General features: G+C 60.0%; 19 protein-coding genes. 10 read left to right on the top strand and 9 right to left on the bottom strand.

Features of this window, described 5'->3' with window-relative positions; translation table 11 throughout:
- Positions 1-8 precede the first annotated feature (8 nt).
- On the bottom strand, positions 9-1,562 hold the full coding sequence (hutH, locus tag C1N60_RS13580; RefSeq protein ID WP_394520979.1) for a histidine ammonia-lyase: 1,554 nt from the start codon (positions 1,560-1,562) through the stop codon (positions 9-11).
- A gap of 319 nt (positions 1,563-1,881) precedes the next feature.
- Between hutH (C1N60_RS13580) and hutC the strand changes: the two genes are divergently transcribed.
- Positions 1,882-2,637, top strand: a complete 756-nt coding sequence (gene hutC, locus C1N60_RS13575; RefSeq protein ID WP_021508436.1) for a histidine utilization repressor — start codon at positions 1,882-1,884, stop codon at positions 2,635-2,637.
- Here the strand turns inward: hutC and C1N60_RS13570 are convergent.
- On the bottom strand, positions 2,621-3,160 hold the full coding sequence (locus C1N60_RS13570) for a HutD/Ves family protein (RefSeq protein WP_394520978.1): 540 nt from the start codon (positions 3,158-3,160) through the stop codon (positions 2,621-2,623). The two genes, hutC and C1N60_RS13570, sit on opposite strands and share 17 nt — an antisense overlap.
- On the bottom strand, positions 3,157-4,512 hold the full coding sequence (locus C1N60_RS13565; RefSeq protein WP_394520977.1) for a formimidoylglutamate deiminase: 1,356 nt from the start codon (positions 4,510-4,512) through the stop codon (positions 3,157-3,159). Before C1N60_RS13565 ends, C1N60_RS13570 begins: the two co-directional genes overlap by 4 nt.
- 84 nt (positions 4,513-4,596) lie before the next feature.
- Here C1N60_RS13565 and hutI point away from each other — a divergent pair, with 84 nt between their 5' ends.
- The 7 genes from hutI (at position 4,597) to hutH (C1N60_RS13530) (ending at position 11,554) form a co-directional block, all read left to right on the top strand.
- Complete coding sequence (hutI, locus tag C1N60_RS13560; RefSeq protein WP_021508433.1) at positions 4,597-5,811, top strand: imidazolonepropionase; 1,215 nt, start codon at positions 4,597-4,599, stop codon at positions 5,809-5,811.
- Complete coding sequence (gene hutG / locus C1N60_RS13555; RefSeq protein WP_394520976.1) at positions 5,808-6,599, top strand: N-formylglutamate deformylase; 792 nt, start codon at positions 5,808-5,810, stop codon at positions 6,597-6,599. The genes hutI and hutG overlap by 4 nt, the downstream gene beginning before the upstream one ends.
- 348 nt (positions 6,600-6,947) lie before the next feature.
- Entirely contained in the window at positions 6,948-7,799 is an 852-nt protein-coding gene (locus tag C1N60_RS13550; protein WP_394520975.1) for a transporter substrate-binding domain-containing protein, read from the top strand.
- Positions 7,800-7,811: 12 nt separating this feature from the next.
- Positions 7,812-8,531 carry an ABC transporter permease gene (locus C1N60_RS13545; RefSeq protein ID WP_394520974.1) on the top strand — a complete coding sequence of 240 codons (720 nt, stop codon included), beginning with the start codon at positions 7,812-7,814 and terminating at the stop codon, positions 8,529-8,531.
- Between the two features lie 11 nt (positions 8,532-8,542).
- The gene (locus tag C1N60_RS13540) at positions 8,543-9,271 is read left to right on the top strand and encodes an ABC transporter permease (RefSeq protein ID WP_394520973.1); all 729 of its coding nucleotides are present in this window, start codon (positions 8,543-8,545) and stop codon (positions 9,269-9,271) included.
- Between the two features lies 1 nt (position 9,272).
- Positions 9,273-10,073: an ABC transporter ATP-binding protein gene (locus tag C1N60_RS13535; protein WP_021508428.1), complete on the top strand. Its 801-nt coding sequence runs from the start codon at positions 9,273-9,275 to the stop codon at positions 10,071-10,073.
- Entirely contained in the window at positions 10,070-11,554 is a 1,485-nt protein-coding gene (gene hutH, locus C1N60_RS13530) for an HAL/PAL/TAL family ammonia-lyase (protein ID WP_394520972.1), read from the top strand. Before C1N60_RS13535 ends, hutH (C1N60_RS13530) begins: the two co-directional genes overlap by 4 nt.
- 33 nt (positions 11,555-11,587) lie before the next feature.
- Here hutH (C1N60_RS13530) and C1N60_RS13525 read toward each other — a convergent pair whose 3' ends face one another.
- Complete coding sequence (locus C1N60_RS13525) at positions 11,588-12,217, bottom strand: flavin reductase family protein (protein ID WP_104187031.1); 630 nt, start codon at positions 12,215-12,217, stop codon at positions 11,588-11,590.
- A 179-nt stretch (positions 12,218-12,396) separates the two neighbouring features.
- On the opposite strand from C1N60_RS13525, the gene rlmF reads away from it, so the two are divergent.
- Positions 12,397-13,323, top strand: coding sequence for a 23S rRNA (adenine(1618)-N(6))-methyltransferase RlmF (gene rlmF / locus C1N60_RS13520; RefSeq protein ID WP_394520971.1), 927 nt, complete (start codon positions 12,397-12,399; stop codon positions 13,321-13,323).
- Positions 13,324-13,389: 66 nt separating this feature from the next.
- On the opposite strand, the gene glnQ is transcribed toward rlmF, so the two are convergent.
- The 5 genes from glnQ to rhtA form a co-directional block, all read right to left on the bottom strand.
- Entirely contained in the window at positions 13,390-14,112 is a 723-nt protein-coding gene (gene glnQ, locus C1N60_RS13515; RefSeq protein WP_021508424.1) for a glutamine ABC transporter ATP-binding protein GlnQ, read from the bottom strand.
- Positions 14,109-14,768, bottom strand: coding sequence for a glutamine ABC transporter permease GlnP (gene glnP / locus C1N60_RS13510; protein ID WP_021508423.1), 660 nt, complete (start codon positions 14,766-14,768; stop codon positions 14,109-14,111). Before glnP ends, glnQ begins: the two co-directional genes overlap by 4 nt.
- 86 nt (positions 14,769-14,854) lie before the next feature.
- Positions 14,855-15,601, bottom strand: coding sequence for a glutamine ABC transporter substrate-binding protein GlnH (glnH, locus tag C1N60_RS13505; RefSeq protein WP_021508422.1), 747 nt, complete (start codon positions 15,599-15,601; stop codon positions 14,855-14,857).
- A gap of 311 nt (positions 15,602-15,912) precedes the next feature.
- Positions 15,913-16,416 (bottom strand): DNA starvation/stationary phase protection protein Dps, encoded by a 504-nt coding sequence (gene dps / locus C1N60_RS13500; protein WP_021508421.1) that lies wholly within the window; start codon positions 16,414-16,416, stop codon positions 15,913-15,915.
- Between the two features lie 294 nt (positions 16,417-16,710).
- Complete coding sequence (gene rhtA, locus C1N60_RS13495) at positions 16,711-17,619, bottom strand: threonine/homoserine exporter RhtA (RefSeq protein ID WP_394520970.1); 909 nt, start codon at positions 17,617-17,619, stop codon at positions 16,711-16,713.
- A gap of 503 nt (positions 17,620-18,122) precedes the next feature.
- Here rhtA and ompX point away from each other — a divergent pair.
- Positions 18,123-18,635 carry an outer membrane protein OmpX gene (ompX, locus tag C1N60_RS13490; RefSeq protein WP_031279869.1) on the top strand — a complete coding sequence of 171 codons (513 nt, stop codon included), beginning with the start codon at positions 18,123-18,125 and terminating at the stop codon, positions 18,633-18,635.
- The last annotated feature ends 126 nt before the right edge of the window (positions 18,636-18,761 follow it).

Raw genomic sequence — 18,761 nt, 5'->3', positions numbered from 1 at the left:
TCGGTTCCTTAATTAGCAGTAGAACGCTGGCTTGGCAGCAGCGCAGTAAGGGTTTCAGGCCAGACGTAACTGCTGGCCCACAGGCGCATGGCATCAATGTCCGGCGCCAGTAAACGGTCCTGATCGAGGAAGGCGACCTGCGCACGAATGCGGCTCATCTCCTGTTCGATCGCGGCAGAGCTTTGCAGCGGGCGGTGGAAGTCGATGCCCTGCGCCGCCGCCATCGCTTCAATGCCGACCACGGCAGCGGTGTTGAAGCACATCTCGCCCAGGCGGCGTGCCGCGTAGGTGGCCATCGATACGTGATCTTCCTGATTGGCTGAGGTCGGCAGGCTGTCGACGCTGCCCGGGTGCGCCAGCGATTTGTTCTCCGAGGCCAGCGCGGCAGCGGTAACCTGCGCAATCATGAAGCCCGAGTTCACGCCGCCGTCGCGCACCAGGAAGGGCGGCAGGCCGGAGAGACCGGTGTCGAGCAGCAGCGCCAGGCGGCGTTCGGATATAGCACCGACTTCGGCAATCGCCAGCGCGATGATGTCGGCGGCAAAGGCTACCGGCTCGGCGTGGAAGTTACCGCCGGAGATCACGTCGCCGCTGTCGCTGAAGACCAGCGGGTTGTCAGAAGCGGCGTTGGCTTCAATCTGCAGCACGCGCGCGGCGTGGCTGAGGTTATCGAGACAGGCGCCCATCACCTGCGGTACGCAGCGGATCGAATAGGGATCCTGCACGCGTCCGCAGTTGCTGTGCGAACTGAGAATTTCGCTGCCTTCGAGCAGCGTCGCCACCGCAGCGGCGACGGCAATCTGCCCGTGCTGGCCGCGCGCCTGATGGATGCGCGCATCAAACGGTTTAACCGAGCCTTTGATCGCTTCCAGCGACAGCGCGCCGGCCATCAGCCCGGCGGCAAACAGATTTTCGGCTTCAAACAGCCCACGCAGCGCCAGCGCGGTAGAGACCTGGGTGCCGTTGAGCAACGCCAGACCCTCTTTTGGCCCCAGCACAATCGGCTGCAGGCCGACGCGGGCCAGGCCTTCGCTGGCGGGCACCAGCTGGCCGTCAATACGTACCTGGCCTTCACCGAGCAGCATCAGGGAGAGATGCGCCAGCGGCGCCAGATCGCCGGACGCGCCAACCGATCCCTTCACCGGGATGCACGGCATCACGCCGGCGTTGAACAGCGCCAGCAGCGCGTCAATCAGTTCCATGCGGATGCCCGAGTGGCCGCGTGCCAGGCTGATGATTTTGCTGGCGACCACCAGGCGGGTGACGTTATCCGGCAGCAGATCGCCGAGGCCGACGCTGTGTGACAGCACCAGGTTACGCTGCAGTTCCGCCAGGCGTTCGGCGGGGATCTGCGTCTGCGCCAGCTTGCCGAAGCCGGTGTTGATGCCGTACACCACCTTGCCCGAGGCGACGATGGCCTCGACGGTTTCACGTGCGCGGTCAATATCCGCCCGCGCTTCCTCTGCCAGCTGCAGCGTCACCTTATCCTGATAAATACGGCGTAAGGTGGCGAGGTCCACTTCACCGGGAACGAGGCGAATTGCCTGAACCGAACCTGACATAGTCTACTCCTGTCTATACAAGTTATCTGCCACGTTGTGGCGGAGCGCAAGTTGCGATGGCATCCGCCAGAGGCGCTATAAGTGTTGTGAGTGAAGCATAAGTGTCTAATCTTGTCTATACAAGTAGCAAGCGCTGTGCCAGATTGATCGTATTCTGTGAAACGTGCCGCAATGCGGGTGCGGCAACCTCCAGCCTGGTGCGCTGCACCAAAAGCGGGCGGCGGCTGCACCACGCGGGCAGGGTATGCACCATTGGATGTATATACATTTAGGCGGCGAGACAGTAAACTTCACACATCATTCGGAAAAGGAACAGGAAATGGCGGAGCAAACGGCAATCGCACAGCTGGCGGCAGCGATGGGGGATGAACCCGCGCCCATTTACCAGCGCGTTAAGCAGGCAATCGTCAGCCAGATCCGCGAAGGTCACTGGAAAGCCAACCAGCGGGTGCCGTCGGAGAGCGAGCTGGTCAATGAATTGGGCGTCAGCCGTATGACCATCAACCGCGCGCTGCGGGAGCTCACCAGCGAAGGATTTCTGGTGCGCATGCAGGGCGTCGGGACCTTTGTCGCGGAGATGAAGGGCTACACCGCAATGCTGGAAGTGCATAACATCGCCGATGAAATTGCCCAGCGCGGCCATACGCACAGCTGCAAAATTCTCTCGATAGGTCAGATGAAGGCCGATCCGGAACAGGCGGCGGTGCTGGGACTCTCCACCGGCCAGACGCTGTATCATTCGCTGATCGTGCACTACGAAAATGAGCTGCCGGTGCAGCTGGAAGATCGTCTGGTCAATCCGCTGGTCGCGCCTGACTACCTCAGCCAGGATTACCACAGCCTGACGCCGTACACCTATCTGATGCGCGTCGCCCCGCTGACCGCCGGTGAGCATATTGTTGAAGCGGTACTGCCGGATTTGCGCCAGCGTAAGCATCTGGCGCTGGACGAGCACGAGCCGTGCCTGCTTATCCGTCGCCAGACGTGGAGCGACAACAAAATCGTCACCTATGCGCGCCTGCTCTATCCAGGCTCACGCTACAAATTGCTGGGCCGCTTCAGGGGACACGGCTAAGCGCGATAAACAGCAGGCTGGCCTCTGCCGTTTGCGGCACCAGCTGCTGCTGCTCCTGCAGCCACCACATCCCCTGCTGCGCCTGCAGCGTCTCGCCCGCACTGCTGCGCCATGTACCGGCCAGCACATACGCCACGCCATGCAGGCTGCTGACCGCCAGCTGCTCCACGCTTACCGCCGCGCGCCAGCTGTCGCGCCGCGTCATGATGTTAAAGTCCTGACAGCTGCCGCTGACCTGCGCCTCTATCGCCCATTCGCCGGGAAAGGCCCACGGCTGCTGGGGCAGCAACGGCTGTTCGGCCTGTTCACAGCGCAGCAGCACGCTATCGCCCTGAAGCAGGGTAATTACCCGATCGACGCCGGGGAAGGGCGAGAACGGCCCGTCGGCGTCGATGGTGGCGATGCTGGCGCGCCACTGGAACTCTGCTGCGCCCGGCGGATAGCTGATAATTTCGCGCGTTTCCCCGCCACCGTTGCGCCAGCGGCTGACCGGCAGCTGCGCGTAGTCAAAGCGCGCGATCATTGCAGCGCCCGCATTGCCCGGGCAAAGCCAGCGGCGGCCGCTTCTTCCGCCGCGTGGTGGCCTTGCTGAATCACCGGCTGTCCGGCAACAAACACGTCTCGAATTTGCTGGCTGCTGCCGGCAAACAGCCAGCGATTGATCAGCGCGGCGGAGCTGACGCTGGCCAGCAGCGCATCCTCCTCCAGCACCAGCCAGTCGGCGCGTTTGCCCACCGCCAGCTCACCGCTGGCAATGCCACAGGCCTGCGCGCCGCCCTGCGCCGCCTGCTGCCACAGCAGATCGCCGACCGAAGGTTGATCGGTTAGCGTGATGCGGTTGCGGCGACGATCGCGCAGCCGCTGGCCATACTCCAGCCAGCGCAGCTCCTCCAGCGCACTGAGCGAAACGTGGCTGTCAGAGCCAATGCCCCAGCGTCCGCCGCGCCCGATGTACTCCACCGCCGGGAAGATGCCGTCGCCGAGATTGGCCTCGGTGGTGGGACACAGACCGGCAATCGCGCCGCTGTCCGCCATGCGCGCGATCTCCTGCTGATCGAGATGGGTGGCGTGAATCAGGCACCAGCGTGCATCAACGGCAAAGCGGTTATACAGCCACGCCACCGGCCGTTCGCCGCTCCATGCCAGACTGTCATTAACCTCTTTTTCCTGCTCGGCAACGTGAATGTGCAACGGCAGATGCGCAGCGCTGGCGGCCAGCACCTCATGCATCTGGGCTTCGCTTACCGCGCGCAGCGAGTGGAAACACAGGCCGTGGTTGATCAGCGGCTGCTGCGCGCTCCACTGCGCGACGCGCTGCTGCTGTTGCAGATAGGCATCGGTGTGCTGAATGAAGCGTCGCTGACCGTCGCTGGCCGGCTGCGCACCGAAGCCGCTGTAGCTGTACAGCACCGGCAGCAGCGTCTGGCCGATACCGGCAGTGCGTGCCGCCTGCATCAGCTGGTGCAGCATCGCATCGTCGGCATAGGGCTGGCCGTGCGGATCGTGATGCAGATAGTGAAATTCCGCCACCTGGCTGTAGCCGCCCTTGAGCATATCAATGTAGAGATGGGTGGCGATGGCACCGACCTGCTCAGGCGACAGGCGCTGCACCATGCGGTACATCAGATCGCGCCACGTCCAGAAGCTGTCCTGCGGATCGCCTGCCACTTCCGCCAGCCCGGCCATGGCGCGCTGGAAGGCATGGGAATGCAGGTTGGCCATCGCCGGAATCACCGGGCCGGCCAGGCGCACGGCGTCACCGGGCGTACTGTCGGCGGTAAGGGCGCGAATAAATCCCTGATCGTCGGTTGCGATCAGCACGTTTTCCTGCCAGCCGTCGGCCAGCCGTGCGCGTGGGGCAAAATAAACTGCCATGGTTGATCCTCAAGGGCGGAAAGTTGTATATACATATACATACTTTGAGGCGCAGTGTAAATCGCCAGACAAAAGGGGAGTGGGATGGCAAGTAAACAGATCGACAGCCTGTGGCTGGGGGCCGATGTGGTCACCATGCGTGACGGTCGCTATAACCTGATTGAGGATGGCGCCGTGGCGGTGGATAACGGCGAGCTGGTGTGGGTCGGCCCGCGCAGCGCGTTACCGGACTTTGCCCCGCGCCGGCAGCAGCAGTTTGACGGCGGCATCATTACGCCCGGTCTGGTGGATTGCCACACGCATCTGGTGTTTGGCGGCGATCGCAGCCAGGAGTTCGAACAGCGGCTCAACGGCGTGAGCTACGCGGAGATCGCCGCGCAGGGCGGCGGCATCCTGTCGACGGTGCGCGCCACGCGCGCGGCCAGCCAGCAGCAGCTGGTCGACTCGGCACGCTGGCGGCTCGATCGCCTGCTGGCTGAGGGCGTGACCACGGTGGAGATTAAATCCGGTTACGGGCTGGATGAAGAGAGCGAGCTTACTCTGCTGCGCGCTATCCGCGAGCTGGCGCAGTCGGTGCCTGCCGATGTGCAGGCCACCTGCCTGGCGGCGCACGGCTTCCCGCCAGAGTTCAGGGATAACCCGCAGGGCTGGATCGATATTATCTGCCAGCGCCTGTTGCCGCGGGTGAAAGCGGAGGGGCTGGCGGATGCGGTCGACGCGTTTTGCGAACACCTGGCGCTGTCACCGCAGCAGGTGAGCGCGGTATTTGATGCCGCCACAGCGCTCGGCCTGCCGGTAAAGCTGCACGCTGAACAGTTGTCGGCACTCGGCGGTGCCGCACTGGCGGCGCGCTATGGTGCGCTCTCTGCCGATCACCTCGAATATGCCACCGAACAGGATGCGCGCGCGATGGCGGAGCATGGCACGGTGGCGGTACTGCTGCCCGGAGCGTTCTATCTGCTGCGCGAGACGCAGCGTCCGCCGGTCGAACTGTTCCGCCAGCACGGCGTGCCGATGGCGCTGGCCAGCGATGCCAATCCGGGCACGTCACCGGCGCTGTCGCTGCGGCTGATGCTGAACATGGGCTGTACGCTGTTTGGCCTGACGCCGGAGGAAGCGCTGGCCGGCGTCACGCTGTGGGGCGCGAAGGCGCTTGGCCTGCAGGCCACGCACGGCTCGCTGGAGCCAGGCAAAGTAGCCAATTTTGTCCACTGGCCGCTGGCTCGCCCGGCTGAGCTGGTTTACTGGCTGGGCGGCGAACTGCCGTGCCAGGTTATCTATCGTGGAGAAGCGCAATGACCCCTTTTCATTTCACCGCCGGTAAGCTGCCGCTGCTGGTCAGTATTCCGCATGCCGGTACCCAGCTGACGCCGGAGGTCGACGCCGGGCTGAGCGAGGCCGCGCGCGGCCTGCCGGATACCGACTGGCATATTCCGCTGCTGTACGACTTTGTGCGCGACCTCGGTGCCAGCGTGCTGATCGGGCACTACTCGCGCTTCGTGATCGATCTCAACCGTCCGCCGGACAACCAGCCGCTGTACAGCACGGCCACCACCGGGCTCTATCCGGAGACGCTGTTTGATGGCACGCCGACCTTCAAACCCGGCATGACGCCGGACAGCGCGGCGCGTCAGCGCTATCTCGAGACTATCTGGCAACCCTATCATCAGCAGATTCAGCAGGAGCTGGCGCGGCTGAAAGCCGAACATGGCTATGCGCTGCTGTTTGATGCGCACTCCATCGCTTCGGTGATTCCGCGCCTGTTCGATGGCCAGCTGCCGGATCTGAACATCGGCACTAACGATGGCGCCAGCTGTTCGGCGGCCAGCATCGCGGCGATTGAGCAGGTGTGCGCCGCACAAAGCGACTACAGCTGGGTGGTGAACGGACGCTTTAAAGGCGGCTATATCACGCGCGCTTACGGCCAGCCAGCGCAGGGCGTGCAGGCGGTGCAGCTGGAGCTGGCGCAGCTGAATTACATGGATGAGGCGCCGCCGTTTGCCTGGCAGCAGGATCGCGCCACGCGGTTGCAGCACGTGCTGAAGCCGCTGCTGCAGGCGTTTCTGCAGGCGGGCAAATCCGTTTAATTGATGCGGGTCGCCATCACGGTGACCCCGTTTCTCATGTGGTGGATGTACATCCGCTGCCTCACTCCCCAATGCTGTGCAACCCCTGCCCTGAAAGTGTGCACGACGCGTTTCGTCTGACGCAGATCCCCTCCGTTTACCGTCTTTGCCGATCTGGCACAGCCCTTGCTAGCTTGTATGTACAAGTAAAGACCGCGCGGTAATGATGACTATTTATTCTGGCTGGCTCACAAAAAGCTTATGCCGACAATGATCTGCCGCAAGCTAGCTTGTATATACATGAAATGTCATTTGCGCTGTATCAGCCAACAGAGACAGCCAGATTTGTTAACCACCAGGAGAAGACGTATGACACACCGTGCCCCGTTTCGCCGTTTCTGCCTTACCACGCTGTTTGCCAGCCTGATGCTGGCCGGCGTGGCTGCCGAGGCTAAAGAGTGGAAATCCATCACCATCGCCACTGAAGGCAGCTATGAGCCGTGGAACCTGACGCTGCCGGGCGGCAAGCTGGGCGGCTTCGAACCTGAACTGATGGAAGATCTGTGCAAGCGCATGAGCATTCAGTGCAAGCTGGTGTTGCAGAACTGGGACGGGATGATTGCCGGACTGAACGCCGGGAAATATGACGTCATCATGGATGCGATTGTGATTACGCCGGACCGGAAAAAAGTGGTCAACTTCACCACGCCGTACGCGTCAACGCCGGCGACCTTCATCACCAGCAAAGATAACCCGCTGCTGCCGGCCGATAAGAACATCATCAAACTGCACGACGACGAGGCTGCCATCAATGCGGCCATCGCCCCGCTGAAGGCGGCGCTCAAGGGCAAAACCATCGGTATTGCGTCCGGCACCGTGTATACGCCGTTTATCGATAAATACTTCAAAGATGTGGCCGACGTGCGCGAATACACCGCTTCGGCGGATGCGATTCTCGATCTGCAGGCGGGCCGTATTGATGCGGTGTTTGATGACGTGACCTTCGCGCAGTCGATGCTGGCGCGTAAAGAGAACAGCAACCTGACGTTCAGCGGCCCGCAGCTGGGCGGTCCGATCTGGGGGGAAGGCGAAGCGATGGGCGTGCGCATGGCTGATAACGATCTGAAGGCCAAACTCGATGCCGCCATTCACGCTGCGCTGGCGGACGGCACGGTGAAAAAGCTGAGCGAGAAGTGGTTTAAAACTGACGTAACGCCGTAAGTGAGGTGAAAGATGATGAGCCTGCTGAGTTTTGGTGCAGATGGCTGGGGTCGCCTGATTCTGAGCGCCGCCGGTACCACGCTGCTGCTGTCGCTGGCGGCGCTGATGATTGGCGCCGTGGTCGGTTCCGGCGTGGCGGCGGCGAAACTCTCGCACCAGCGCTGGCTGCGCTGGCTGGGTGAAAGCTATTCGGTGGTGTTTCGCGGCATCCCGGAGCTGCTGGTGATCTACCTGTTCTACTTCGGTGGATCGGGGTTGATCACGCTGGTCGGCCAGCTGTTTGGTGCTGACGGCTTTATTGAAGCACCGCCGTTCCTGATTGGCGCGCTGGCTATCGGGCTCATCTCCGGATCCTATCAGGGTGAAGTGTATCGCGCTGCGCGCCTGGCGCTGGCGAAGGGCGAAGTCGAAGCGGCGGTAGCCATCGGGATGCCGCGCTGGCGTATCGCCCAGCGCATCCTCGTCCCGCAGATTGTGCGCTACGCGCTGCCGGGGATGTCCAACGTCTGGCAGATGAGTCTGAAAGATTCGGCGCTGGTGTCAGTGACCGGCATCGTCGAGCTGATGCGCGCCAGCCAGGTGGCGGCCGGTTCAACGCGCGATTACTTCACCTTTTACCTGATTGGCGGTGGCTGCTATCTGCTGCTGACACTGCTGTCGAACCATGCGTTTCGCTGCGCGGAATCGCGCCTCGGCCGCGCATGGCAAAGTCGCACTGCGGCACAGCACTAAGGAGCAGCAGCATGAACGACTTCGCTTTTCTTGCCGACACTTTTCTTAAGCTGAGCGCGGCGCTGCCGGTGACGCTCGGGCTGTTTATCAGCGCCTTTGTTTGCGGCGGGCTGCTGGCGCAGGGCATTCTGGCGCTGCGCATGAGCCGCTGGCGACTGCTGAGCGGTTTTGCGCGCGGCTATATTCTGGTGTTTCGCGGCTCGCCGCTGCTGATTCAGCTGTTTCTCATCTACTACGGGCTCGGCCAGTTTGGCGTGATTCGCCACAGCTTCGTCTGGCCGTTTCTGCGCGAGCCGTTTATCTGCGCGGTGCTGGCGCTGTCGCTGTGTACCGCCGCTTACACCGCTGAGATCCTGCGCGGTGCGCTGCTGGCGGTGCCGGCAGGTCAGGTCGAAGCCGGGCTGGCCTGCGGCATGTCACGCTGGCTGCTGCTGCGCCGCATCATCGCGCCGATCATGCTGCGCTATGCGCTGCCGGCGTACTCCACCGAGGCGATTCTGCTGGTGAAATCCACCGCGCTCGCCAGCCTGGTCACGGTATGGGATGTCACCGGCGTGGCGCAGCAGATCATCCAGCGTACCTATCGCACCATGGAGGTGTTTGTCTGCGCTGCGGCGATCTACCTGATTCTCAACTTTATTATCGTCCAGCTGTACGCGCTGTTAGAGCGCCGTCTGACCCCGGTGCACCGCGCTGAAAAAAAGCCGCTGCCCGCCGTTAAACCGCTTGCCGGAGAGTAATATGCATTCCACTTCACCAGTCACCTTGTCCGCCACTGATATCCATAAATCCTTTGGCGCTATGGAGGTGCTCAAGGGCATCTCGCTGCAGGCGCATCAGGGCGATGTTATTTCAATTCTCGGTGCCAGCGGCTCGGGCAAAAGTACCTTGCTGCGCTGCATCAATCTGCTGGAAACGCCGGATGCCGGCGTGGTGAGCGTCGGCGGCGAAACCATTGAAATGAAGCGCCACGCGCGCGGCCATCAGCTGGCGGCGAATCCTAAGCAGATTGAACGCCTGCGCTCGCGGCTGGGCATGGTGTTTCAAAGCTTCAATCTGTGGTCGCACATGACGGTGCTGCAGAACGTGATTGAAGGTCCGCACTATGTGCTGAAGCGCGACAAAAAGAGTTGTATCGCCCAGGCAGAGCAGTTGCTGGATCGCGTCGGGCTGCTTAACCGCAAGGATTTTTATCCGGCGCAGCTCTCCGGCGGCCAGCAGCAGCGCGTGGCGATTGCCCGCGCGCTGGCGATGGATCCGGAAGTGATGCTGTTTGATGAGCCAACCTCGGCGCTCGACCCGGAACTGGTCGGCGAGGTGCTCAAGGTGATGCGCAGCCTGGCGGAAGAGGGGCGCACCATGCTGGTGGTGACGCACGAGATGGGCTTTGCGCGCAACGTCTCTAATCGCGTGGTGTTTATGCATCAGGGCAACATTGATTGCGAGGGCACGCCGGAAGCGATGTTTGGCGCCAGCGGTTCATCGCGCTTTAAGCAGTTTATCTCCAGCCATCAGAGCCATCACGCGGAGCAGCCAGTATGACCGTCGTCTGGGGCGATGCGCCGCTGACCTGGCAGGAACTGGTACAGGTAGCGCGACATAACGCCGAACTGACGCTGAGCGCCGCCGCCTGGCAGCGCATTGCGCGCGGTCGCGAGATCGTCGAACAGATCGTTGCCAGCGGCCAGATTGCCTATGGCATCAACACCGGGCTGGGGGCGCTGTGTAACATCACGCTGCCGGAAGACCAGCTCAGCCAGCTGTCACGCAATACGTTGCTGAGCCACGCCTGCGGCGTCGGTCCGCTGCTGACGCGCGAGCAGACGCGCGCCATTCTGTGTGCGGCCATCGCCAACTACAGCCACGGCAAATCCGGCGTTTCGGTGGCGCTGGTGCAGCATCTGCTGGCGCTGCTCAATCAGCAGATCACGCCGCAGGTGCCGTCGCAGGGTTCAGTCGGTTATCTCACCCACATGGCGCATATCGGGCTGGCGCTGATTGGCGTGGGCGACGTTGAGTACCAGCAACAGGTGATGCCGGCGGAGCAGGCGCTGCGGCTGGCTGGCTTGCAGCCGTATCGCCCCGGTGCCAAAGAGGGCCTGAGCCTGGTCAACGGTACGCCGTGCATGACCGGGCTGAGCTGTCTGGCGCTGGACGATGCGGCGCGGCTGCTGGATTGCGCGGATGTCACCGGCGCGATGAGCTTTGAAGCGCTGCGCGGTCAGCTGGCGGCGTTTGATGCCGAGGTGATTGCGCTGAAAGCCAGCCCCGGTATGCAGCACAGCGGCCAGCGTCTGCGTGCGCTGCTGAGCGACAGCCCGCTGCTGGCGGCGAGCTGCGGCATACGCACCCAGGATGCGCTCAGCCTGCGTTCGATGCCGCAGGTGCACGGCGCCAGCCGCGATCAGTTCGCCCACGCAGCGCATCAGGTTGAGATCGAACTGAACGCCTGCACCGATAATCCGCTGGTACTGGGCACGCCGGACGACTGGCGCGTGGTGTCGCAGGCCAATCCGCACGGCGAATCGGTTGCCATGGCGGCCGATCTACTGGCGATTGCCATGGCGGAGATCGGCAGTATTGCCGAGCGCCGGCTGGATCGGCTGGTCAATCCTCTGGTCAGCGGGCTGCCGCCGTTTCTGGTGGCGCAGCCGGGCGTCAACTCCGGCATGATGATCGCGCAATACGTGGCGGCTTCCCTGTGCGCGGAGAATCGTCAGCTGGCGCAGCCGGCGGTGCTGGACAATTACGTCACCTCGGGACTGCAGGAGGATCACCTCAGCCTCGGTACCGGCGCGGCGCTCAAGCTGCTCAGGCTGCTGAATAACCTCTGGCAGGTGCTGGCGATTGAGTACCTGCTGGCGGCGCAGGCGCTGGATTTTCACGGTGAGGCGCAGCTGGCCCGCGGCACGGGCCGGGCGCTACGCGCGCTGCGCGCTGAGGTTGCCACCTGGCAGGAGGATCGCTGGCTGGCACCGGAGATAGCCCGGGCGGTGAAGGTGTTACAGACGCTGGCCTGCTAGCGGCGCAATGTGTCGCGCCGCCAGTGTCCTGATTTAACCGCGGCGCGCGTCCGGGCGCACCAGATCAAAACGCTGATCTTCGCTGATCGCGTAATAGGCGGAAGGACCGCCGGCGCGCAGAATCGGCTGCGCTTTGGCGGTCTGATAGATGCCGTTCTCCAGCAGCGCTTCATCGATGTGAATCGCCACCGCTTCGCCCAGTACCAGCCAGCTCTCCAGCTCGCCCCCCTGTGCATCCTGCAGGCGAATCAGCTGCGTCAGGCGACACTCAAAGTTGACCGGGCTTTCTGCCACCATGCTGACGTTAACGTGGGAAGCGGCCAGCGGCGTCAGGCCGGCGAGGGCAAACTCGTCGTGATCGGACGGCACCGAGGCGGAGCTCTCATTCATGGCTTCTGCCAGTGGACGCGTCGCCAGGTTCCAGACGAACTCGCCGGTTTCACTGATATTCTGCACGCTGTCTTTCCAGCCGCTGCTGGCAAAACCAATGATTGGCGGATGGTAGTTAAAACAGTTAAAGAAACTATAGGGCGCCAGATTGCGCTGGCCGCTGGCGCTTTGCGAGCTGACCCAGCCAATCGGGCGCGGGCCGACGATGGCGTTGAGCGGATCGTGAGGCAGACCGTGTCCACTGCGTGGCTGATAAGTGTAACGTTGACGCATTTGCGCTCCTGATTCGTCCTGGATACTGCGTGTTCCGGCGGCGCTGGCGGCTGGACGCAGTATTGCGGATGCAGTTTTAGGGAGAATAGATTTAAATTCGTTGCACTAAATTTTCCTGGCGGATTGTGCGCTGCCGTCATCCAGCGTATCTTACGCGCGCATTAATGTCCGGAGAATCTATGAACAAGCCTGCCGCTACCGCGCTCTTTCATCCGCGTAACCGCCATCAGGGCCGTTATGATTTTGCTGCCCTGACTGCCGCGCATCCGCCGCTGGCGGACAAAGTGCGCCCCAACGGTTACGGTGAGCTGTCGGTTGATTTCGCCGATCCGCACGCGGTGCTGCTGCTGAACCAGGCGCTGCTGAAACTGTTTTATAACCTGAACTGGCAGCTGCCGGAAGGCTATCTGACGCCGCCGGTGCCGGGCCGCGCTGACTATATCCATGCGCTGGCGGATCTGCTGGCCAGCGATAACGGTGGCGTGCTGCCGCGCGATCTCGACGTGATGGATATTGGCTGCGGTGCCAACTGCATCTATCCGCTGATCGGTCACGCGGAGTATGGCTGGCGCTTTACCGGCACCGACATCAGCGCGGACGCTGTTAACGCCGCCAGTCAGATTGTGTCCAGCAATCCCGGCCTGCAGCGCGCCATTCGCCTGCGCCGTCAGAAGCACGAGAGCGCGATTTTTTCTGGCGTGGTGCACAAGAACGAACGCTATCACGCGGTGCTGTGTAATCCGCCGTTCCACGCTTCGGCCGCCGATGCGGCCGCTGGCAGCCAGCGTAAAGTGCGCAATCTTGGCCTCGGCAAGCAGGCACCGCTGAATTTTGGCGGTCAGCACAACGAGCTGTGGTGCGACGGCGGTGAGCGCGCGTTTATCGGCCGGATGATCGATGAAAGCGTCGCGTTAGGCGATCGCATCGTCTGGTTTACCTCGCTGGTGTCGCGCAAAGAGCATCTGCCCGAGCTGCGCGATCGGCTGAAGGCGCACGACGCTTATCAGGTACGCATCGTCGACATGGCGCAGGGCCAGAAGCAGAGCCGCTTTATCGCCTGGACATTTTTACCGCCCGCCACGCGCGCGCAGCGGCTGGCACGCTAAGCGCTGCTCAGGTAAAAAAAAAGCCGCTACGGGGATCCGCAGCGGCTTTGTTGTTTTTACGCCGTATTAAGAAACGTGCTGCAGGAACTCACGCAGACGGTCGCTCGGCGGGTTAGTGATCAGATCGTCCGGATTGCCATCTTCCGCGATGGTACCTTTGTCGATAAAGATCAGGCGCGACGCCACTTTCTGTGCGAAGCCCACTTCATGGGTCACGATCACCATGGTCATGCCTTCTTCCGCCAGATCCTGCATCACTTTCAGCACTTCGTGACGCAGCTCGGGATCGAGTGCCGAGGTAGGCTCATCGAACAGCATCATCTTCGGCTTCACCGCCAGCGCACGGGCAATCGCCACGCGCTGCTGCTGGCCGCCGGACAGCTCAGAAGGGAAGTGGTGCGCGCGCTCGGCGAGGCCGACCTTGCCCAGCAGCTCACGCGCCAGTTTGTGTGCGGCGTCTTTCTTCGCACCGCGCACGCGGATCGGACCAAAGGCCACGTTGTCCAGCGCGCTCATCTGCGGGAACAGATGGAACTGCTGGAACACCATACCGGCTTCCTGACGGATCAGGCGTTCATCCACTTTCGGATCGTTAACTTTCATGCCATCGACAATCAGTTCGCCGCTGCTGATTTCTTCCAGCTTGTTGATGCAGCGTAGCAGGGTAGATTTACCGGAGCCGGACGGCCCGATGATTACCACCACTTCACCCTGATTAATTTTCAGGTTGATGTCGTGCAGTACCTGAGTCTGGCCGAAGTTTTTCGAGACGTTTTTAAATTCAATCACAGGATTTTCACCCTTTTCTCAATACGGCGCAGCACAAAGCTCAACACCAGCGTAATAACCAGGTAAATGATGGCAACGGCGCTCCAGATCTCCAGCGCGCGGAAGTTACCGGCGATGATCTCCTGGCCCTGACGGGTCAGTTCCGCCACGCCAATCACGATGAACAGCGAGGTGTCTTTAATGCTGACGATCCACTGGTTGCCCAGCGGCGGCAGCATGCGGCGCAGCGCCAGCGGCATGATCACATAGCGCAGCGTTTCGCGGCGCGACAGGCCAAGCGCCAGACCAGCTTCACGGAAGCCTTTGTTGATCGACAGCACCGCACCGCGGGTGATCTCCGCAATGTAAGCACCGGAGTTGATCATGATGGTCACCACGGCAGCGGTGAACGGGTCGATGCGCAGGTCCGGGAAGGCCATCGGCAGGGCGAAGTAGATGAACATCACCTGCACCACGATTGGCGTGCCGCGAATCAGTTCGATAAACACTAACGCGATGTTGTTGGTGATCCAGCCGCCGTAGGCGCGGGCGAAACCGGCCACGAGGCCGATAACCAGGCCGCCAATCAGGCCGAGGATCGAGATAAGCAGGGTCATTTTGGCACCTTCGATCAGGATCGGTAAGGCGGGCCAGATGACGCTCCAGTCAAACTCCATGGTGTGACTCCAGAATCTGTTGCAGTGGAAATGTAAAAAGCAGGGAGAACAAAGCTCCCTGCTGATAAAAAGGCGTCAGGCCTGAATTATTTAGGTTCGCTGCCGAACCATTTTTTATAGATAGTGTTGTAAGTACCGTTGTCGTGCAGGGTTTTCAGCGCGCCATTCACTTTCTCACGCAGGTCGTCGCTGCCTTTCGGGAAAGCGATGCCATACTGCTGCGCTTCAATGGAGTCACCGACGGCTTTGAAACGGCCTTTGCCAGCGGTGTGGATGAAGTACAGGATGTTTGGCGTGTCGTGCAGCACAGCGTCAGCACGGTTGGTGCCTAACTCCATGTACGCGTTGTCGATGTTCGGGAACTGGCGCAGATCTTTGGTTTTGATGTGTGCTTTAGCGTAATCCACCGAACCGGTGCCGCTCTTCACTGCCACCACTTTGCCGTTCAGGTCGTCGATGCCTTTGATGTCGTTTTCGTTGTTACGCACCATCACCAGCAGACCGCTTTTGTAGTAGCCGTCAGAGAATTCGATGGCTTTTTTACGTTCTTCGGTAATGGTGATGCCGGCCAGCGCCAGGTCAACGTTTTTGGTTTGCAGCGCCGGAATGATGCCGCTGAAATCCATTGGCTTCAGGGTGTAATCCAGCTTCAGCTGTTTAGCGATGGCGTCCCACAGGTCGATATCAAAACCGACGTACTTGTCGCCCTGTTTGAATTCAAACGGAACGAAGGCGGTGTCAGTAGCGACGACCAGTTTTTTGTCTGCTGCAGTGGAGGAAAGCGAGAAGGCCAGCGCCAGCGCGGCCACGGAGACTTTAATCAACGACTTCATCATTTTTTTCCTTATTACCCGTCAGGCCTGGTGGCCCGATGTACGGCTCATCATATGAAAAAATTATGCCAACTTTTCTAAAACGCCAAAATCAACAGATTGCCGGGGCAGGCTGACACGATTCTGCACGCGGGGAAAAGTTTGCACCAGAGTGAATCACCAAAATGGTGCATTGTGCTGTGGTGGTGCAGGCACAGTGTGCATCAGAGTGATAATAAGGGAAAGAAAGGATTAAGGAATTGTTAACGGCGTCAAAAAAGCCGTGTGGATGACAGGCATAAAAAAGGCGGGATAACCCGCCTGATTGAGCATTACTCGATGTTGGATTCGATGAACCACAGGAACTTATCAAGGTCACGCGATGCGGCAGTAAAGATATCCGCCGTGTCTTCGTCTTTCACTTCGCTGATGGCTTTGCGTGTATCGTTAGCCACCACAGCATAACGGTCGGCCAGCGCTTTCAGGTGATCCTGTACGCTGTGAATGTTCAGCGGGTAGCTTTTCAGCGGTGACTTGTCGTTAACCACCTGCGTGGTGCCCAGCGCCACGCCGCCCAGCTGTACCACACGTTCTGCAATGGTGTCCTGGTGATCGGTAATCGCGGTACGGAAGCCATCCAGCATTTCATGTACGCCAATGAAGTTCGCGCCACGCATGTTCCAGTGCGCCTGCTTGGTGATCAGCGACAGGTCAATAAATTCCACGACCAGACGGTTGAGCACCTCGATGGTAGCTTTCTTCTCGCTATCAGCCACGTCATTGCGGGTATAAATCAGATCGGAAGATTTTGTTTTAACCAGTTTTGCGGTACTCATCATTAATGTCCTCTTATTGATGGTTGTCCTAATCAAGCACGGGAATAAGTATAGCAGCAGTTTTTCACTCTGCAGGATTGATTAAATCAATGACAGGAATAGCTAAAGCTTAATGTTAAGCCGTGAAAATAACGATTTTATTAAAATTAATTAAAATCAGTTGGTTATGGTATGTGTTAATTATTTTTCTATCATGTTGCAAAATAATAACAGCTTACCGTATGGCTATTTAAGAAATGATAATGAGAATGTGTCTATATACAGCCGGTTAAATAACCGGCTGACCTGTACGGCTTATTGCGGCGTGTTGATATCCACTTCATTTATATGTGCCGCTTTCTGTTTCATGGTGAGCGTCGAGCCGGCAGACGCGGCGATAATCGCCAGCAGCGCCAGCCATTGCTGCAGCGTCAGCAGCTCGCCAAGGAACAGCATGCCGGAGAGCGCCGCCATCGCCGGTTCCAGACTCATCAGCGTACCGAAAATGCGCGCCGGCAGACGCGTCAGCGCCATCATTTCCAGCGAGTACGGAATGGCGCTGGAGAGCAGGGCGATGAGCAACGCCAGCGGCAGAATTTCCCACTGCCAGATACCGGGCGCGGCAAAGGTCAGACCGAGCGGCACAAAAATCACTGAGGCGATCAGCGAGCCCATTGCCACCGTGGCCGGGCCGTGTTCGGCGCCTGCCCGCTGGCCCGCCAGAATATAGACCGCCCAGCAGGCACCGGCACCCACGGCCAGCAGCGCGCCGGTGGGATCGATATGGCTGAGGCCATGACCAATCGGCAGCAGGAACCACAGGCCGGTGACCGCCAGCAGCACCCAGATAAAATCCAGCGGACGGCGTGCGCCGGCCAGCGCCAGCGTCAGCGGGCCGAGAAACTCCAGTCCCACCGCCACGCCCAGCGGCACAGTGCGGATCGAGAGATAGAACAGGTAATTCATGCAGCCCAGCGCCAGTCCATACATCAGCAGCGGTTTGCGCTGCTTTGCACTGAAGCGCAGGCGCCAGGGTTTGAAAATCGCGCACAGGATGAGCGTGCCCAGTCCCAGACGCAGCGCGGTAATGCCAGGCGCACCGACGGTGGGAAATAGCGATTTCGCCAGCGACGCACCGCCCTGCAGCGACAGCATGGCGATCAGTAATACGGCAACCGGCAGCACTACCGGCGCCAGTTTGGGATGGGAAAGAGGTGCAGACATCCTGTGATCAATTCCTGTGATGATGAATAACCAGGCAACGGGCAGCCAGTGTAAAGCAATATGCGGGAAATAAGGAGGCGGCTGAGGCAATGATGCGGGGTTTCTGTCGCCGCTTTATCATTGGGCGCGACCGCCTCGCATCATCTGGCGTCAGTGACGCCTCATTCACACCGCTTTTCGGGCGAAATTTCCAGCGAATAAAGCGCGACGGCGGAAAAAATGCGCCAGCGACTGGCTGAAAAATCACCGTTTTCAGGGCCATTTCCGTAAAGAAATGTCAGGTTAGTTTAGGAATTTACTTAAACCGATAATTTTCTGTGCGCAGGATTATTGCAGAAAGATGATGCTTTTTATAAGAAAAATGAATGACATACGAAAGTTCATTAACTTTCTGTTACACCAAACAATCTGTTAGACAACAAAATGCGGGCAGAGTTTCTTGCTAAGTTTTGTTATATTTTTAGCGTTGTCAGGAGAGAAGTATATTCACATTTGAGGTGGTTATGAAAAAAATTGCATGTCTTTCAGCACTGGCTTGTGTACTGGCAGTTTCCGCTGGTTCCGCCATGGCACAGAGCACCGTTTCTGCCGGCTACGCGCAGAGCGACTATCAGGGCGTTGCTAACAAAGCTAACGGCTTCAACCTGAAATACCGCTACGAAGACGGTTCTAACCCACTGGGTTGGATCGGTTCTTTCACCTACACCGAAAAAGATCGCACTGAAGATGGCGTGTACAACAAAGGTCAGTACTACGGCATCACCGGTGGTCCGGCTTACCGTCTGAACGACTGGGCCAGCATCTACGGCGTAGTAGGTATCGGCTACGGCAAATACCAGCAGAACCAGACTGCCGGTCAGTCTAAAACCGACAGCAGCGACGTAGGCTTCTCTTACGGCGCAGGTATGCAGTTCAACCCAATCCAGAACGTTGCTCTGGACGTGGGCTACGAGCAGAGCCGCATCCGTAACGTCGACGTGGGCACCTGGATTGCTGGCGTAGGTTACAGCTTCTAAGTTTTTGCTTAGACCAGAGTTGCACAGAAACGGCCCTTTACGGGCCGTTTTTTTATGCCTGAAAACGCTGCCGTGAAGGGCGTTTTTCGCAGGCAAAATAAAACCCGCTACAGGCAGCGGGTCAGA

The sequence above is a fragment of the Pantoea sp. SGAir0184 genome, from assembly GCF_043544755.1.
Note: the sequence above shows the minus strand (reverse complement) of the source record. Positions and strands in the feature narration are given on the sequence as shown.

What these genes read in the sequence shown, in the direction of transcription:
- C1N60_RS13565 (WP_394520977.1), bottom strand. Translation starts at nt 4,512, where the DNA reads ATGGCAGTTTATTTTGCCCCACGCGCACGGCTGGCCGACGGCTGGCAG.
- ompX (WP_031279869.1), top strand. Translation starts at nt 18,123, where the DNA reads ATGAAAAAAATTGCATGTCTTTCAGCACTGGCTTGTGTACTGGCAGTT.
- dps (WP_021508421.1), bottom strand. Translation starts at nt 16,416, where the DNA reads ATGAGTACCGCAAAACTGGTTAAAACAAAATCTTCCGATCTGATTTAT.
- C1N60_RS13570 (WP_394520978.1), bottom strand. Translation starts at nt 3,160, where the DNA reads ATGATCGCGCGCTTTGACTACGCGCAGCTGCCGGTCAGCCGCTGGCGC.
- C1N60_RS13540 (WP_394520973.1), top strand. Translation starts at nt 8,543, where the DNA reads ATGAACGACTTCGCTTTTCTTGCCGACACTTTTCTTAAGCTGAGCGCG.
- hutC (WP_021508436.1), top strand. Translation starts at nt 1,882, where the DNA reads ATGGCGGAGCAAACGGCAATCGCACAGCTGGCGGCAGCGATGGGGGAT.
- hutI (WP_021508433.1), top strand. Translation starts at nt 4,597, where the DNA reads ATGGCAAGTAAACAGATCGACAGCCTGTGGCTGGGGGCCGATGTGGTC.
- C1N60_RS13525 (WP_104187031.1), bottom strand. Translation starts at nt 12,217, where the DNA reads ATGCGTCAACGTTACACTTATCAGCCACGCAGTGGACACGGTCTGCCT.
- rhtA (WP_394520970.1), bottom strand. Translation starts at nt 17,619, where the DNA reads ATGTCTGCACCTCTTTCCCATCCCAAACTGGCGCCGGTAGTGCTGCCG.
- glnP (WP_021508423.1), bottom strand. Translation starts at nt 14,768, where the DNA reads ATGGAGTTTGACTGGAGCGTCATCTGGCCCGCCTTACCGATCCTGATC.
- C1N60_RS13535 (WP_021508428.1), top strand. Translation starts at nt 9,273, where the DNA reads ATGCATTCCACTTCACCAGTCACCTTGTCCGCCACTGATATCCATAAA.
- hutH (WP_394520972.1), top strand. Translation starts at nt 10,070, where the DNA reads ATGACCGTCGTCTGGGGCGATGCGCCGCTGACCTGGCAGGAACTGGTA.
- C1N60_RS13550 (WP_394520975.1), top strand. Translation starts at nt 6,948, where the DNA reads ATGACACACCGTGCCCCGTTTCGCCGTTTCTGCCTTACCACGCTGTTT.
- C1N60_RS13545 (WP_394520974.1), top strand. Translation starts at nt 7,812, where the DNA reads ATGATGAGCCTGCTGAGTTTTGGTGCAGATGGCTGGGGTCGCCTGATT.
- glnH (WP_021508422.1), bottom strand. Translation starts at nt 15,601, where the DNA reads ATGAAGTCGTTGATTAAAGTCTCCGTGGCCGCGCTGGCGCTGGCCTTC.
- hutG (WP_394520976.1), top strand. Translation starts at nt 5,808, where the DNA reads ATGACCCCTTTTCATTTCACCGCCGGTAAGCTGCCGCTGCTGGTCAGT.
- rlmF (WP_394520971.1), top strand. Translation starts at nt 12,397, where the DNA reads ATGAACAAGCCTGCCGCTACCGCGCTCTTTCATCCGCGTAACCGCCAT.
- hutH (WP_394520979.1), bottom strand. Translation starts at nt 1,562, where the DNA reads ATGTCAGGTTCGGTTCAGGCAATTCGCCTCGTTCCCGGTGAAGTGGAC.